The organism is Paenibacillus sp. Soil724D2 (assembly GCF_001427935.1).
Taxonomy (GTDB): Bacteria; Bacillota; Bacilli; order Paenibacillales; family NBRC-103111; genus Paenibacillus_E.
The window spans coordinates 170,024-186,671 of the sequence record NZ_LMRY01000034.1 but is presented as its reverse complement, the minus strand read 5'-3'; the positions used below and the strand labels follow the sequence as shown (position 1 = coordinate 186,671).

Sequence of the window (16,648 nt, the reverse complement as noted above, 5' to 3'; positions counted from 1 at the left end):
AATAAAGGAAAGGGCAGGGTGAATGTGAAACGATTAACGGAACACCTTATGGATCTCTTTGATTGGGTTTGGTCTGTCTCGACCATGGCAAGTGTATTGGTTGTGTTGATTATAGTGATGCAGCACGTACTAAGGCATCGTTTGAAACCAAGATGGCATTACTTGTTGTGGCTGTTGGTTATTATACGATTAGTGTTGCCATGGGGCCCTGAGAGCGAATTCAGTATTTATAATTGGATCGGTTACACAGATGCCGTTCATTCGACCGTACAAGTTAATCAGGAAGAACTACTTACAAGAGCTGTTGTATCGGAATCTGCTGCCCACTCTATTTATCGGAATGTAGTTGTTGTATGGCTGTTAGGCGTGTGTTTTTTTGGGATATATACAATTCGGATCAACGGGAAATTTGCCCGAAAAATGAAAATTGAGACGGTTACGATAACCGATGAAAGAATACTGGAGCTTTTCAATCAATGTAAAAAAATGATGTCGATACATAAATCAATTGCTCTCGTTGAATCTTGCAATCTGGCAACACCAACCCTATTCGGTTTTATAAAACCCCAATTGATTATGCCTAAAACCATTTTAAACAGCTTAAATGACGATCAATTGCAGCATGTGTTCCTTCATGAACTGGCTCATAGCAGACGTAATGATATTGGGATCAATTGGTTCATGCATGCTTTGCTGATTATTCATTGGTTTAATCCAGTTCTTTGGTATGCTTATCGCCGAATGCGGGAAGATCAGGAAATCGCAAGCGATGCCCTTGCTCTCAGCTGCCTAACTCCTGATAAAAGGCAGGACTATGGGTATACGCTGATCAAATTGTTGGAAAATTTCTCGCGACCTGTTCAAGCTGTTGGAAACGTAAATCTAACAGGAAGCAAAATACAACTGCAAAGGAGAATTAAAATGATCAAACAGTTTAAAACAAATTCATATCGTTGGTCGTTTCTTGGGATAGCCGCCATCATCATTATAAGTGGGTGCGCGTTAACGAATCCTAAGGACAGCTCGACATCTACACCATTGCAAAGTACGGCAGTTTCCGAAGAAAAAGTAAAACAGCAGGATTCTCTAAAATCAAATACGACGGCTCCCGAAGAGACACCAAAAGTGGCCGATTCCGTAGTTCCGCAGGCAACGCCTTCGGAGGAAAAGTCGAGAGCAGCGACTTCCGAAGGGGCGCAACCAACGGTGTCGGATGATAAGTCAAGACCGGCACCTTCTGGAGGTTCAGAACCAAGAGTGTTGGATGACAAGCCGAGAGCGGCACCAGTAAGTCCAGAACCAAGAGTGTTGGAAGTCAAGCCGAGAGCGGCATCACCAGTAAGTCCAGAACCAAGAGTGTTGGACAACAAGCCGAGAACGGCACCCGTGAGTCGGGAACCAAGAGCATTGGAAGGCAAACCGAGAGCAGCTCCCGCAGGTCCGCTACCAACGGCCGCGGCTGCTGAATAAACTGCCTTTTATATGAATAGAAGATTTATCATGAAGTAGAGGAGTTGCTAATCGGCGGCTCCTTTTTTTTGTTTACTAGAGGACTTATGCGATGGAATAAAAAACCGATAATCATTTTGAATAATAAATGTTATAATCAAATTCGTCTGTGTATAAAAACGGCTAGTTAATTATCCTGTGTGTTCAGTTAGAGTGAAAAAGGAAGGTTAAGGAAGAATGATATGCATAATTGGTCAAAGGCACTAAATCTCAGAACTCCTTTTAAAATCTCTTTGGTCTACATGCTTGTAGGAAGTCTATGGATTATCTTGTCCGATAGAGTTATGGACATTCTTAACTTATCAGGGGCAATCACTATTCATTCAACTAAGGGACTATTTTATGTATTACTTACGGCATTGGTTCTATACTGGTGGGTAACACGTTTGAAGAAAGCCCTTACAGAAAGCGATGAACGGTACCGAATACTTGTAGAACACTCACCAGAACCGTTAGTTGTTCACAATAAAGGGAAAATAGTCTATATCAATCCTGCCGGTGCCGAAATATTTGGGGCAGCTAGCCCAGAGGAACTTATTGATTTTCCCGTAATGAATTTGGTTCATCCCGATTATATAGACATTGCGAAGGAACGAATTAGGTTGATCGAAGAGGAGAGAGTTCCGACAGCTCCCATTGAGCAAAAATTTCTTCGTGTCGATCGTCTAGTTATTGATGTGGAGGTCAGAGCGGTACCTATTATCTACTTAGGTAAACCGTCCGTACAGCTTATATGTAAGGATATCACTGAGCGTAAACGAGCAAGGCGTATGCTGGAAGAGAGAGAGCAGAGTTATAAGTCCCTTGTTGAAAATAACCCCGATGCTATATTTGAATTAGATCTAAATGGAAGAATACTTAATATGAATACAGCTACGGAAAGGATTACGGGCTATCAGCAGGAAGAGCTGCTGCAACAATCCTTTTGTCATTTGATGGCAGGCGAAGATCAACTTAGGGCATCAAATGTGTTTGAAGCGTCGGCAAAAGGTGAGTCAAACAACATCGAAGTCACCATTACTAATAAACGTGGCTACTCTGTCGAATTAAATTTAAAGACGGTTCCTATTATCATAAATGATAAGATCGATGGTGTTTATGGCATTGCAAAAGATATCACCGAACGTAAAAGGACAGATGAGCTTCTGATTAAATCAGAAAAGCTGTCGGTAGTGGGGCAGCTAGCCGCCGGAGTTGCTCACGAGATTCGAAATCCATTAACTTCTCTTAAAGGATTTGTTCAATTATTACAAACCAAAACGGATAATTATGATGAGTATTTTCAAATCATGTTGACTGAATTAGACCGAATTAATTATATTGTGAGCGAGTTTTTGGTCATTGCTAAGCCTCAGGCCGTGTCTTTTGAGATGAAGGATGTTCGTAAAATTCTTCATGATGTGATCTCGTTGCTTGACTCACAAGCCATTCTTAGCGATGTGCAAATCCATACGACGTTTGATTCGGACATTCCGTTAATCAATTGTGAAGAAAATCAAATCAAACAGGTCGTTATTAATATTCTTAAAAATGCGATTGAAGCGATGACAGAAGGCGGTATGATCGAAATTATTATGAAAGTAGACGACAATAAAGTCGTTATTCGGTTTATTGATCAGGGGTGTGGAATTTCTGAAGAACGAATAGCGATGCTAGGAGAACCTTTTTATACGACAAAAGAAAAAGGGACCGGATTAGGACTAATGGTGAGCCAAAAAATCATTGAAGCCCATCAAGGGAGCCTTCATATAAAGAGTCAGATCGATATAGGAACAACGGTTGATCTTATTTTACCTTTAGATCTCAAATAGAGATGCTTGCGCTTATGAACTTCTGAAGAGGAGTTTATTTTTTTTCTGAAAAAAGTCGATAACTTGACAAACAAATTAGCCTAAAGTTAGCATAGTGTTATTACGATTGGAATTAAAGAAAAATTGGGGATTATTTACACCAAAGGAGGAGCGATCATGTACCAGGGAGACGAACAAAGCCAGCTTGATTTAAGATTATTCCGAATCTGGAGTAAAGCTTCCAAGGCTATTACTGATAATACCAAACGAGATATCGAAAGTCATGGAATCAGTCCTGACCATTTTATGATTCTAGAGCTTCTCTACAACAAAGGACCTCACCCTATTCAAAGGATTAGTGAAATATTTAGTATTCCAAGCGGGAGTATTACCTATGTGGTAGATAAGCTTGAACAGAAAGATTATGTAAAACGGCAATCGAGTCCTACGGATAGAAGAACCTCCATTGTCGCCCTTACTGAGAAGGGTGATACCTTATTTAACGAGATTTTCCCGAAGCATGCAGGCGTTATTTCTGAGAATTTATCCTTTATAAGCAATGAGGAAAAACTTCAGATGATCGATCTATTAAAGAAACTGGGGTTTGGAGCAGAAGAACTCAGTAAGGATAGATAAGACAATACGAATCAAATTCAAGCTATCCAGGCGTTGCTGGATAGCTTTTTTTATTTAGATATCTTGTTGAAAATGGTTGACAAATAAATATCCTAATGTTAGTGTATATTACAATAACGTTAGGATATCTTATTATAGTTTATCTGTAATTAGGTGAAAAAAGGGGAGAGTTAGATGAATACGGTATCTATTATTATTCAAATCATTTTAGCACTGGGGTTTCTGATGTTCGGAGCCTTGAAGCTCGGTTCAAAGCAAATGGTGGATGAATTTACACGTTACGGGATGCCTCAGTGGTTCAGGGTCATCACTGGCTTACTCGAGATTGCCGGTGCCGCACTCCTGGTTGCAGGAATTTGGAACAACAGTCTTGTTGCTATTGGCGGATGGCTGTTGGCCGTTATTATGGTTGGAGCGGTCATAACGCACCTACGTATTAAGGATCCTGTATCTAAAATAGGCATGCCCATTATTTTAATTATCCTTACTCTGGTTGTCTTGTTTATAAAATGAGAAGCGTTGCTATAACGTTCGAACTAATAAAAAGCCGGGTCCTGTTCAACAGGACCCGGCTTTTTGACCATATAAGACTTCCTCTCATTGTTATTTTGCTTATACCCACTCGCCTTTTGCTGTGTAAATCGTTTTACCGCCGATTTGAATAGAGATGTGGTCTTCCTTCTGAGATGCTCGATGATACAGAATGGAAGGACGCATGATTTCAAAGCCTTGCTCAACGCTGATATCGATAGACTCATTGCCGAAATAGCGATATTTGATCAAATATCCAGCCAAATCGCCATTGGCACTACCTGTAGCCGGATCTTCAGGCGCACCATAGTAGTCACCGAACACCCTTGCATTTAAAGAGTTGCCTGCTTGATAAGTCTCTGGACAAAAGACTAAAATCATTTTAGCTGAAAGCGGCTCAATGAGTTGGAAATATAGATCACGATTCACCTTACAGCGCTGAACGTCTTTCAAGCTTTTTAGAGGGACAATAAGGGCTGGCAGCCCAGTAGAAACCTCTTGAATGGGATACCGCGGATCAATGGACGAGGCTGGAATTCCTAAAACAGCTGCGATCGTATCTAGATCGATAATCTCTCCAAATACCGGCGGCTTCTGGTGCATCCAAGCCATACTGGGGCTATCCTCATCAAAAGTGACCGGTATTTGACCAATTTTTAAGTTAAGCACAATTTGCTGGACAGGGTGTCCTATGATATCTTTTTGAATGATGTAGGCTGTTCCCAAAGTCGGATGTCCAGCGAACTCTACCTCTTCTTTCGGGGTGAAGATACGCACATCATATCCGCCATTAACAAGCTCTTCAGACAGGATAAACGTTGTTTCAGAGAAGTTCATCTCGCGAGTAATGGCCAGCATTTCCTCAGTGGATAGGTGGGCGGTATGACGGAAAACGGCGAGCTGATTGCCTTCATATTTATGCTCGGCAAATACATCAACAATCGAAAAAGATAATGGTTGTATAGACATGACAGGATCCCACTCCTATGAATGAATTGACAGATGAATACACCATACCATATTGTGTTTAATTTGCGAATTCGCTCCGGGTAAGGTTTGCGGCAGAGCAGCTTTCTGCTAGAGTAAGGGTATAGGAAATGTTACACGAAAAGGAGTGGGGCGGATGTCTGACAAAGAAAATCTGGTGCGCTTCGGTATCTCCATGCCGCAATCTCTCATAGAGCAATATGACCGGCTCATTGCCTTGCAGGGCTATGATAATCGCTCTGAAGCAATTCGTGATCTTACGCGCAAAGCGCTATTGACGTCTAGCAGCATGCAGCCCGACGAAATCGTTGCCGGAACGATCGTGATGGTGTATGACCATCATATTCGCGATTTGCCGATTACCTTGATGGAGCTTCAACATGATTACCACCATGCGATTATTTCAACGATGCATATCCATTTAAACCATCAGCAATGCTTGGAAATATTAGTTGTTCGCGGTAAGGTGCAGAAGCTTAGAGAGCTTCAACAGCGGATACAAGTACTCAAAGGTGTAGGTTATGCGGAGCTGTCTGTTACTCATGTGGACGAGCATGGGCACTCGCATGAGCATCCTCATTCTCATTTGTAGAATTCGTAGTTGTCATGTTTTTTTGTTAAAATTAGGGCACGGAGGTGCGATATGTCAGTAAAAAAATGGTTCAGTTTAGAAGAGGCAAATGAAATGCTGCCGTTTGTTGATCAGGAATTGAAGAAAATGCAAGCATTGAAGCACAATTTTGAGGAAAAATATGCAGAGCTCCGAATAAAGAAAAATGAGCATGCTGAGAGACCCGGCGCTGAGAAGGATCCATTTTTCGTTATGGAAGCAGAGCTGGAATTCCTTCAAATCGAAGCGCGCGGGCTTATTCATAATTTTCAGCTTACGGGTGTAGAGCTCAAGGATATAGATACAGGTCTTGTCGATTTTCCCGCGTTGATGGAAGGGCAAGAAGTACTGCTTTGTTGGAAACAGGGAGAGGATAGAATTCGTTATTACCATGGCAAACAGGATGGATTTGCTGGACGTAAACCGATTTCGGAATAGAGGAATAGACGATGCATAGATCTTTACGTTATATGGCCAAACGCTTATTATTTATACCTTCATTGCTCGTATGCATGTTCGCCTTAATTCTTTTGAGCACAGTAGTTGTCCCTCAGACAGTCTCTGCTCATGCGTCATTGATACAGGCACAACCTGAAGCGGGCACCAAGCTTGAAAGCTCGCCTCCCCAAGTAGCTGTTACATTTAATGAACAGTTAGATGCAGGACTATTTTATATCAAGGTATTGGATCATAACGGTGATGAAATTACAAGTAATAAAGCTTATTTGAACAAAGAGCAGACAGGAATAATTCTTGATCTGCCGAAATTAACAGAGGGCTTTTATTTGATCAGCTATCACGTCATTTCGGCTGATGGACACCCTGTTGCAGGGAGTTACCCGATAACGATTGGCAATCCACCGCAAGAAGAAGCTCTCGATCTACCTTCCGTAAATGGTGGGCACAATCATGGAACTGGTCAGTTAACAACGAAAGATATCCTGCAATATGCGTCTCGTGGACTGTGGTATTTAATGTTGTTGACGTTAACTGGTTGGGTTATCTGGTTAAGATTGTTGGGAGCAGGCGGGAGCGATACCCGAAAAGCACTATCAGCTTGGACTCTCAATCTGCAGCGCGCACAATTAGTAGCCCTATTGCTGCTCATTTTCACGCACATCGAAGCTCTACTTGGTGGCGGTGGGGTAGAAGAGATATGGAAACTATTTAGTGCAACTACGATCGGTATTTCCTGGGCGCTTATGCTAATACTGTCCTTCCTTGGATTTGTACTTGTAGGTAGGGTAAAGTGGCTGGATTTATTATGGCCTTTGTGTTTCCTAGGGGTGAAAAGCTTTAGCGGTCACGCGGCTTCATTTACTCCTTTATGGGCAACAATCGGGCTAGATTTTATTCACCTGGTCGCCGCGGCCTGTTGGGTTGGGGGCTTAGTACTGCTCTATGCGAAATGGCGTCAGAAAAGTGATGATGTCAGTACCTATATGAAACAATTTTCGAGAATGGCTTTGATCTCCATCCTTGTACTTACCCTATCCGGATCTTTATCTGTCTTATTGTTCCTGCCAAACTTACGTTACTTGCTTTACACTTCGTGGGGCATATTGCTGCTTGTGAAAATTGGTGCTGTTGCACTTGTTGTACTCATAGGTTTTATTATTCGGATCTATTTGCGCAAACAGAAGGTTAAACAATCAGTTCTCTGGATAAAGGTTGATCTTACCTTTATGGTTATTATCGTGCTGCTGGTAGGGCTCATCACATATATGGCGCCAATTCCTGTCAACGAGCCGCTAGAGTGGCATCAGATGGGTGAAAAGGTTCACGTATCTGCTGATATTACGCCTAAAATCCAGGGAACCAATACCTTCGTTGCAAAAGTATTTCTTCCAGAAAAAGCTGGGAAACCGAAGCAAGTGCTCATGCTGCTTCATTATTTAGACGATAAAGAAATGGCGCCTATTTCTGTGCCGGTAACCATGTACGAGGATAATACACAAGAAGAGTCTTATGGCTTTGCGAAATTCAGCTACAAAGCGCAAGGCGCATATCTGCCGTTCCGAGGCAATTGGGAATTAGAGATGCGTGTCATGGATGCGGATGATAATGAAACGGTGTACAACAAAGAATTCATGGTGTATTAAATCTTTTGAATACAGGATAGCCGAAAGAGGTGGCGATAATGACATGGATTCAAGTGCTCGATAAAGAAAATTTGTCGGTCAAATTTGATGACAAGGATGAGATGGCATTGCTGGAGATTAACGATGGCGGCATCTCGCCTAATTACGTAACCATTCGTTTAAATGAAACGGAGATTGATGATCTGATCGAGGCTTTACAACGTATTAAACAAGCCATTCAATAGTGATGGCTTGTGTAGGAGAAGGGGCACATTGTGCCCCTTTTTTGCGTTGATAATTAGACAAACCCGCCATTGACGCGGACCGTTTGACCCGTTATCCATTGGGATTCTGCACTTGCCAGAAATAAGACAACACCTGATATATCATTTGGTTCACCTATACGCCCGAAAGCGTTCATTTTGCGCATACCTTCAATTTGCTCTTCCGTTTTACCCGCAGTAAAAAGTTCTGTATTAACTGGGCCGGGAGCTACTGCGTTAATCGTAATGCCTTTCGGGCCAAATTCCTTCGCTAGTTGGCGAGTGAACTGTTCAACAGCTCCTTTGGTACCGGCATAAACGCTGTAGGTCGGGAACATACTACCGAGAACAGAGGTTGAGAAGTTAATGATTCGGCCATTATCACTCAAGTATTTGGCTGCTTGTTGGCAAGCAAAGAAGGTACCTTTGACATTGACATTAAACTGCTTGTCGAAATCTTCTTCTGTGATGTTGGCTATAGGTTTAGTGATCATGAGGCCTGCGTTATTAACAAGAATATCGACCTTGCCATAGGCTTCAATCGTTTTCTGGAACATCTGTTCAATGTCCGATACGCGACTAATATCAGCGTGAATAGCTGTAGCTATTCCACCGTTCTGTTCAATCCCATGAACGACCTCTGCAGCTTTCGCTGGATTGCTTGCATAGTTTACAACAACCTTGGCTCCATTTCGAGCCAACTCCTCTGCGATCTCACGACCCATTCCTCTAGATGCTCCTGTGACTAACGCTACTTTACCTTCTAATTTCTTCTCCATTGTAATTCCTCCTCATAGGGCTTACTTAGATTCACTGATTCAAACTTGGTTGATATTGATTTGATTATAACAGCTAAAATTCAAAAATCAAGTGACAATATTGTATTTTTGTCATTAATTTAGTTCAACTACCCATAAATAGTAGTGGATGATAGTTTTCCATCAAGATAGGTAAGAAATAGTAGCTTTCCTTCTGACTCTATCCAAAACGTGTATATCATGATATATTAATGGTATCGTATGATATAACATTTGGTTGGGTGCAGGGGGTAGGTAGCATTGTCAACAGATTCGAGACCCATTTATGAGCGAATATTCGAAACGCTGCGTGAAGAAATAATACAACGTAAATATAACGTTGGAGACCGCGTTCCTTCCGAGAAGGAACTGGCGGATGAATATAACGTGAGCCGGATTACGAGCAAAAAGGCGCTGGAGATGCTGGCAGAAGAACGTCTCATCGTGCGTAAGCCAGGCAGAGGCTCTTTTGTCATGGAAGGAGGGGGTATTCCGTCTGAAGGTCCATCTACGAGTGAGAGAACCAAGCATACGCTGATTGGCTTAGTTATAACGGATTTCGGGAATACCTTCGGCACGGAGATGATTTATGGTATGGAGCAGGCATCCGCCGAGCACGATAGCTTCCTGGTGCTGCGCAGATCGTTTGGTGTGCCTGAGAATGAAGAAAAAGCTATTCGATCGTTTCTTGAATTAGGCGTGGATGGCATTATTGTGTTTCCTGCACAAGGGGAGTTCTATAATGATGAACTTCTCAAGTTGGTCATACAACAATTTCCTTTAGTTCTGGTTGACCGTCATCTCAAAGGGGTAGCCGCGGCTTCGATTAGTACAGATAATATAACAGCTGCTCGCACGGGTGCTGATTATTTGCTTGATTTGGGGCATAAACAGATTTGCTTACTTACGCCGCCGCCTATGGATACAACAGCTATTGAGGACCGTATTGAGGGCTTCGTGCGAGCTCATGCGGAACGCGGGGTTCTGGTTGACCGGTCACTCTGGTTAGATGAAATTACCTCTACACTGCCCAATTCATTTCATTCACCTAATATTGATAAAGATATCGATATGATTAAGGAGCACCTGGGAAGCAATCCGCAAATTACCGCCTTGTTCGCTATGGAATATAATATTGCTCTATTAGCTAAGGCTGCCGTGGAACAAATGGGACTTCAGATACCCAAGGATATTTCAATTATTTGTTTTGATAGCCCTCCTACGACGCTTGGCAGCGGCTATCGCTTTACCCATCTGATCCAAGCGGAGGATGAAATCGGCAAGCTCGCTGTAGAGAATGTGCTAAAACTGAAGCGAGGCGAGAAGGTTGCCAATAAAATAAGTCTGGAAGCAAAGCTTATCATCGGGGAGTCAACGGGACCCTCCAAATGATCGGTGAATAAATCATCATGGATATCGAATCTGAGACTGCTAATCTAGTAGTCTCTTTTTGATTGGTATATCAAACGATTTAAATGATATGTAAATAGTATGATAAATATATATTGACATACTGTATACATACCAATATAATCGTAAATGTAAGCGGTTTATTTATCGGAAGAGAGAGGAGCAAACCTGATGACGAATGAGGCTAAGTTACCTGCATCAATGAGTAAACTCATTGAGCAAGTAAATAACGAATTACTGAAGGAACAACGGCCGAAGCTAGCTGCCATGTTCCGCGATTGCTTCTCCAACACGTATCAAACAACGATTCAAAGCCTAGAGGACGGATCAACTTTCGTAATCACCGGTGATATACCGGCCATGTGGCTCCGTGACTCATCTGCTCAGGTTCGAGCTTATCTGCTTCTGGCGAATGAGGACTCCAGCTTGGCTGATATGATTGAAGGTGTGGTTAAGCGGCAAATGCAATATATTCAACTTGATCCGTATGCCAATGCCTTTAATATGGAGCCAACCAGCGCAGGTCATGGGCAGGACTTGACCCAAATGAGCCCTTGGATCTGGGAGCGTAAATACGAAATTGATTCGTTATGTTATCCTATTCAGCTCAGTTATTTACTTTGGAGAGCAACAGGGAGAACCGCACATTTCAATGATGCCTACAAATCCGCTGTTCATACAATTCTTAATCTTTGGCGTGTTGAACAAGATCATGAGACGAAGTCTCCTTATCGCTTCCAACGATTGAATTGTCCTCCGACAGACACTTTAACGAGAGATGGAAAGGGCAGTCCAGTTGGCTATACGGGAATGACATGGTCAGGTTTCCGCCCTAGCGACGATGCTTGTTCATACGGATATTTGATTCCAGCCAACATGTTTGCCGTTGTGGTGCTGGGTTATATCGCTGAAATTGCAGAGCAGGTGTGGCAGGATGCCAGTCTTAGCCGTGAATCGCTTAAGCTGGCTGCTGAGATTAAACAGGGAATAGAAGCATTCGGAACGATCGAGCATCCCAAGCTCGGTACGATGTTTGCTTATGAAACGGATGGTCTTGGCAACTTCAATCTGATGGATGATGCCAACGTGCCCAGCTTGCTCTCGATTCCTTACTTGGGATATGTCGCCGATTCCGATCCTGTTTATGAGCATACACGCAGCTTTATACTTAGTGATGAAAATCCTTACTTTTATAAGGGGAAAGCGGCTCAGGGAATCGGCAGTCCGCATACGCCGGATCGCTTCATTTGGCATATTTCCCTTGCGGTTCAAGGTCTTACTGCTTCAAGCAGGGAAGAAAAGCTGCGTATCCTTGATTTACTAGCCGACACCGATGCAGGAACGGGACTGATGCATGAGGGCTTCCACGTAGACGATCCGTCGCAATATACGCGGCCATGGTTTTCTTGGGCGAACTCCATGTTCAGCGAGTTGGTGTTAGACGCATGTGGCCTATCGATTAAGAAGCTGCTGAATGATCGCGTGAACGCATCGCACTCATCTTAGGTTATACAGGGGGTGGAACCCCTTTTAACAGTAGATAAGAAAGTATAAGTTTTATACTTTTGCTTCGCATCTACCTTGACAAACGCGCTCGTCCCTGAAGGACGACGGAGTCGTTTATCCTTGTAGCAACTGCACTTGTAACGTTTACTTAAAAAGGGAGGAAGAAACATGAAAAAATGGATGACCGTTTTAACTGCTCTCTCGCTCACGTTTAGTTTGGCAGCATGCAGCACAAAAACTGGCGGGGATCAACCGGCTGAAAGCAAGAAGCCTGAGGCCACGACAGCACCGGCAGCATCAACAGCTGCCACCAAAGGAGCACCGGTAGAAATTACGTTCTGGGGAGACTGGGGCGGAGAAGGTGAAAAGCAGTTTGTAATGATGGCTGATGCTTTTAATAAATCGCAAGACAAGATTAAAGTTAAATATGTTTTGCAGGAAGATATGATCACGAAGTTTCTAACTGCGGCTACCTCAGGCGGCTCACCAGATATTATGTTCTGGGACAGATGGCGGACTTCGCTGTATGCATCCAAGAACGTGCTTCACCCGATCGATGATTATTTGAAAAAAGACAACATTAACCGTGGTGATTATTACGATGAAGCCTTGAAGGAGCTTTCCTCTGGCGGTAAATTGTATGGTCTTCCTTTGACGGTTGATGCGCGCGCACTGTTTTATAATAAGAAATTGTTTGCTGAGAAAGGACTACAACCTCCGAAAACTTGGGATGAGCTGGAAAACGCAGCTAAGCAGTTAACGGTATGGGAAGGCGATAAGCTGGTTCGCTCCGGGATGTCGATGCAGGATAATGGCCTGTTCAATATGTGGCTGCAGCAAGCAGGCGGTTCTATGATGACCAGCGATCTGAAGAAAACGAGTTTTAATAACGATCAAGGCAAGCAAGTATTGGATTTCTGGGATAAGTTGATCAATAAAGATAAGGTATATAAGGTTGGGTTTGAAAAAGGTCTCGGCGAAGGAACGGATGCTTTCGTGACCGGAAAAGTAGCTATGACCTATACAGGTCCATGGATGCTCTCGACGTATAAGAAATACGGCAAGGATCTTGATTTCGGTGTTGTTCCTCCTCCAACTGGACCTGGCGGCGCCAAAGGAAGCGTAATGGGCGGCTTCGGTCTCGTGATTCCAGCGGGCTCCAAGCATAAAGACGAGGCATGGGAATTCGAGAAATGGTGGTTAGCGAATAAAGACAACACGCTGCTATGGGCAAAAACAAGCTTAAACCTGCCGGGCTTCAAACCGGCGCTGCAGGATCCGTTCTTCAAGGACGATCCGAACTGGAAGCCATTCATGGATACACTCGAATTCGCGAAAATTCGTCCTCAGCATCCAGGATACTCGGTTATGGAAGGCGACGGCCTGATGCCGAATATTGAGCTATTCATTCAAGGCAAGCAGGATGCGACAGCGACGCTCAAGAAGGGGCAAGAGCAAGGTGATAAGCTGCTTGATCAGAACGCAGCTGGGAAGTAACTAGAAATGTGAGGGAGGGTCATCCCTCCCTTTTTGTGGAAGGGGGAATTCTCTTGGCATCGATAACCAAGCTGGGTCGACATCAAGCTAGGATGGGTTATCTCTTTATTACGCCAACGATTTTGCTATTTATTATTTTTACGATTATTCCTGTCATCATGGCGTTCTATCTAAGCTTTACGAATTATGACATTGTGAGTAAAAACGATTTCGTTGGATTGGATAACTATAAGCGTTTGGCCGAGGATAACATCTTTTGGACGACGCTGAAGAATGTTTTGTTTTACTCCGTCCTTTATATTCCGCTGAATATTGCCATCTCTTTATCGATGGCCTTGCTGTTTATGCGCAGCCGCTTCGGTGTAAAGCTGTTTCGTACAGCCGGGTATTTGCCAACGTTAACTTCTGGCGTTGCTGCGGCCACGGTATGGATATGGCTGTTAAACCCTGAGTTCGGACTCGTGAACGATATCCTGAGCAAGTTAGGAATCACAGGACCTTCCTGGTTAGCTGAAATGCCTTACGCCATGCTGTCCATTGTGTTAGTGACCTTGTGGCAATCCGTTGGATCGAACATGATCATTTATTTAGCGGGACTTAACGGGGTTCCCGATCATCTGTATGAATCCGCAAAGCTGGACGGAGCTAATGCTTGGCAGTCCTTTCGCTATATAACTTGGCCAGTGCTGAGGCCGACCACCTTTTTCGTAAGTACAATGGCTATCATTGGCGCGCTGCAGTTATTTGACCAGGCGTTCGTCTTGACCAAGGGTGGTCCCGCCAACTCGACGAAAACAACCGTGTATCACATTTATCAACAGGGCTTCAACCAGCTTCAGATGGGCTATGCCGATGCCATGGCGTTTGCGCTGTCTATCATTATTCTAGTATTTTCGCTTATTAATATGAGACTAAACAAAGAGGAATCCGTGATCTAGGAGGGATGGAAAGTGAAACAACAATATTATTGGCAAACGACAATCCTGTATATCATTTCCATCGCCGTCTGCATCGTCATGGTCGTCCCGTTTGTATGGAGTCTTATTACTTCCATTCGGCCGGATGAAGAGATCTTCATGCTGCCGATTCAATGGATTCCTTCCAGCGTAACGTTGGAGCATTATCGCAAGGCGTTTGAGCTCGTTCCATTTGCTCTGTATTTCTGGAATTCATTTTACCTTGCGTTTATGGGCGTGCTCTTCAATTTGCTTTTTGGCTCTTTAAGCGGCTATGCCTTCGCTAAGCTTCATTTCCGCGGAAGAGATACGATGTTCAAAATTCTGCTCGCTGCCATGATGATACCTGGTGTTGTGACGATGATCCCGCAATTTTTCGTGCTGAAGCACATTCCTTTCATGGGAGGAAATGATTGGCTGGGCGGTGGCGGCAATGGCTTGCTCAATTCATTTTGGGCGATTATTTTGCCAGGTGCGTCGGGGTCCTTTGCGGTATTTTTTATGAGGCAATTTTTCGTGTCTTTACCTAGTGATTTGCAAGAAGTGGCTCGAATTGAAGGCAGCGGAGAGCTGCGTATCTTTTGGAATATTTATATTCCGCTCGCGAAGCCAGCGTTGGCTACACTCGGCATATTTACCTTTCAAGCAGGCTGGAACAGCTTTCTCGGTCCGCTCATTATGCTTAACGATCCTGCCAAGAAAACGATTCAGCTAGGTTTAGCTGCTTTTACTTATAACAAACAGGTCGACTTCGGCCCGTTGATGGCAGGTGCTTTAATTGCGGTAGTGCCGATACTGATCTTGTTCCTGCTGCTGCAGAAGTATTTTGTGCAAGGAATCGCTTTTACAGGAACGAAAGGATAGTACGCAAGTCGGATAGATAGGTGAAGCGAATTGACAATTCGATTAAAAATGATCATAGTCCTGATGATTGTTGGGGTAGGCATCATCGTGGCTGCTAGCTGGGGAGTGGAGACAATGGACAATAACAATAAGATGACCGATGTGCAAGTGAGCACAAATAGAGAAACCTGGGAGCAGCGTGCGGATCTAGCACAAGCTGGGCTGCTAAAGCAATATTGGAATGGAAAGTTGAATTTATTCGATAATTTGTCGCCTTGCAACGATCTATGCAATGAGAAGTTCCATTATTGGTGGCAAGCTCATGGTGTAGATACGCTGGTGGACGCTTATGCGAGAACCGGCGATACGGCGTATAAGGGCTACCTCGCCAACATGTATCAGGGGATTTTGGACCGCAATGGCGGCGTATTGCCGAATGACTTCTACGATGATATGGAATGGTTGGCTCTAGCATGGCTCCGAGCTTATAACGCTACTGGGGAAGAGAAATACAAGGAAGCTGCGCTTGAGCTTTGGGAAGATATTAAGACGGGCTGGAACGAAGAGCAAGGCGGAGGCATTGCATGGCGTAAGCCGCAGCTTGATTATAAGAATACGCCGGCTAATGCTCCAGCAGTCATTTTAGCTGCTAGATTATATAAGCAGTTCGGCAAGCCGGAGGATCTAGCTTGGGCGAAAAAGATTTACGATTGGCAGAAGGCCAATCTCGTTGATCCAGATACGGGCTTCGTCTGGGATGGGAAAAACCGCGAGGGAGACGGCAAAATTGATAAGAGCTGGGAATTCTCCTATTGCCAAGGTGTTTACATCGGAGCAGGGGTTGCGCTTTATCAGGCGACTGGGGACAAGAGCTATCTGGCGGATGCGGCTCGGACTGCTCAAGCATCGAAGCTCAGGCTGACAAGTCCGGCAACAGGCATGCTGCCAAGTGAAAGCAATGGAGACGGCGGCTTATTCAAAGGGATTTATGTCCGTTATTTGGCGGAGCTTGTACTTGCGGACCCTGGTCAGAAGGAGTCGCTTGAGCTTCTTGTAACGAATGCAGACAGTCTCTGGAAGTATGGGAGAGATGAGCAGCGTGTCATGTTCAGTAAATCATGGGCGGCTACACCTGAGCCTGCTGAGGATTTAAGCGTGAATCTGAGCGGCGTTATGCTGCTGGAGCGTATGGCCGCGCTGGAGAAGCAAGGATTGTTGAAACAGAACTAATG

16 protein-coding genes are annotated in these 16,648 nt (G+C 44.0%); 14 read left to right on the top strand and 2 right to left on the bottom strand.

Annotated features, from left to right (window positions below; translation table 11 throughout):
• Positions 1-18: 18 nt before the first annotated feature.
• The 4 genes from ASG85_RS25030 to ASG85_RS25015 all read left to right on the top strand — a co-directional run bounded on the left by ASG85_RS25030 (position 19) and on the right by ASG85_RS25015 (position 4,448).
• Positions 19-1,470, top strand: coding sequence for a M56 family metallopeptidase (locus tag ASG85_RS25030; RefSeq protein ID WP_060648054.1), 1,452 nt, complete (start codon positions 19-21; stop codon positions 1,468-1,470).
• A 221-nt stretch (positions 1,471-1,691) separates the two neighbouring features.
• The gene (locus tag ASG85_RS25025; protein ID WP_060648053.1) at positions 1,692-3,320 is read left to right on the top strand and encodes a PAS domain-containing sensor histidine kinase; all 1,629 of its coding nucleotides are present in this window, start codon (positions 1,692-1,694) and stop codon (positions 3,318-3,320) included.
• A 156-nt stretch (positions 3,321-3,476) separates the two neighbouring features.
• Positions 3,477-3,935 (top strand): MarR family winged helix-turn-helix transcriptional regulator, encoded by a 459-nt coding sequence (locus ASG85_RS25020; protein WP_060648052.1) that lies wholly within the window; start codon positions 3,477-3,479, stop codon positions 3,933-3,935.
• A gap of 174 nt (positions 3,936-4,109) precedes the next feature.
• Complete coding sequence (locus ASG85_RS25015) at positions 4,110-4,448, top strand: DoxX family protein (protein ID WP_063860368.1); 339 nt, start codon at positions 4,110-4,112, stop codon at positions 4,446-4,448.
• A 99-nt stretch (positions 4,449-4,547) separates the two neighbouring features.
• On the opposite strand, the gene ASG85_RS25010 is transcribed toward ASG85_RS25015, so the two are convergent.
• Entirely contained in the window at positions 4,548-5,429 is an 882-nt protein-coding gene (locus tag ASG85_RS25010) for a PhzF family phenazine biosynthesis protein (protein ID WP_156390126.1), read from the bottom strand.
• A 160-nt stretch (positions 5,430-5,589) separates the two neighbouring features.
• Here ASG85_RS25010 and nikR point away from each other — a divergent pair, with 160 nt between their 5' ends.
• The 4 genes from nikR to ASG85_RS24990 are packed head-to-tail and all read left to right on the top strand — an operon-like array spanning position 5,590 to position 8,389.
• Complete coding sequence (gene nikR / locus ASG85_RS25005) at positions 5,590-6,045, top strand: nickel-responsive transcriptional regulator NikR (protein ID WP_057304768.1); 456 nt, start codon at positions 5,590-5,592, stop codon at positions 6,043-6,045.
• A gap of 51 nt (positions 6,046-6,096) precedes the next feature.
• On the top strand, positions 6,097-6,501 hold the full coding sequence (locus tag ASG85_RS25000; protein WP_057304769.1) for a DUF2203 domain-containing protein: 405 nt from the start codon (positions 6,097-6,099) through the stop codon (positions 6,499-6,501).
• An 11-nt stretch (positions 6,502-6,512) separates the two neighbouring features.
• Positions 6,513-8,165, top strand: a complete 1,653-nt coding sequence (locus ASG85_RS24995) for a copper resistance CopC/CopD family protein (protein WP_060648051.1) — start codon at positions 6,513-6,515, stop codon at positions 8,163-8,165.
• 38 nt (positions 8,166-8,203) lie between these two features.
• Positions 8,204-8,389 carry a hypothetical protein gene (locus tag ASG85_RS24990; RefSeq protein ID WP_060648050.1) on the top strand — a complete coding sequence of 62 codons (186 nt, stop codon included), beginning with the start codon at positions 8,204-8,206 and terminating at the stop codon, positions 8,387-8,389.
• Positions 8,390-8,442: 53 nt separating this feature from the next.
• Here ASG85_RS24990 and ASG85_RS24985 read toward each other — a convergent pair whose 3' ends face one another.
• Complete coding sequence (locus tag ASG85_RS24985; RefSeq protein WP_057304772.1) at positions 8,443-9,186, bottom strand: SDR family oxidoreductase; 744 nt, start codon at positions 9,184-9,186, stop codon at positions 8,443-8,445.
• Positions 9,187-9,465: 279 nt separating this feature from the next.
• Here ASG85_RS24985 and ASG85_RS24980 point away from each other — a divergent pair, with 279 nt between their 5' ends.
• From ASG85_RS24980 to ASG85_RS24955, 6 genes are all read left to right on the top strand, one after another.
• Positions 9,466-10,596: a GntR family transcriptional regulator gene (locus ASG85_RS24980; protein WP_060648049.1), complete on the top strand. Its 1,131-nt coding sequence runs from the start codon at positions 9,466-9,468 to the stop codon at positions 10,594-10,596.
• 189 nt (positions 10,597-10,785) lie between these two features.
• Positions 10,786-12,120, top strand: coding sequence for a glycoside hydrolase family 125 protein (locus tag ASG85_RS24975; RefSeq protein WP_060648048.1), 1,335 nt, complete (start codon positions 10,786-10,788; stop codon positions 12,118-12,120).
• Between the two features lie 168 nt (positions 12,121-12,288).
• Complete coding sequence (locus ASG85_RS24970) at positions 12,289-13,617, top strand: ABC transporter substrate-binding protein (RefSeq protein WP_060648047.1); 1,329 nt, start codon at positions 12,289-12,291, stop codon at positions 13,615-13,617.
• A 92-nt stretch (positions 13,618-13,709) separates the two neighbouring features.
• Positions 13,710-14,555, top strand: coding sequence for a carbohydrate ABC transporter permease (locus tag ASG85_RS24965; protein WP_082562328.1), 846 nt, complete (start codon positions 13,710-13,712; stop codon positions 14,553-14,555).
• Positions 14,556-14,567: 12 nt separating this feature from the next.
• Complete coding sequence (locus tag ASG85_RS24960; RefSeq protein WP_060648046.1) at positions 14,568-15,437, top strand: carbohydrate ABC transporter permease; 870 nt, start codon at positions 14,568-14,570, stop codon at positions 15,435-15,437.
• A gap of 30 nt (positions 15,438-15,467) precedes the next feature.
• Entirely contained in the window at positions 15,468-16,646 is a 1,179-nt protein-coding gene (locus tag ASG85_RS24955) for a glycoside hydrolase family 76 protein (RefSeq protein ID WP_235550215.1), read from the top strand.
• The last annotated feature ends 2 nt before the right edge of the window (positions 16,647-16,648 follow it).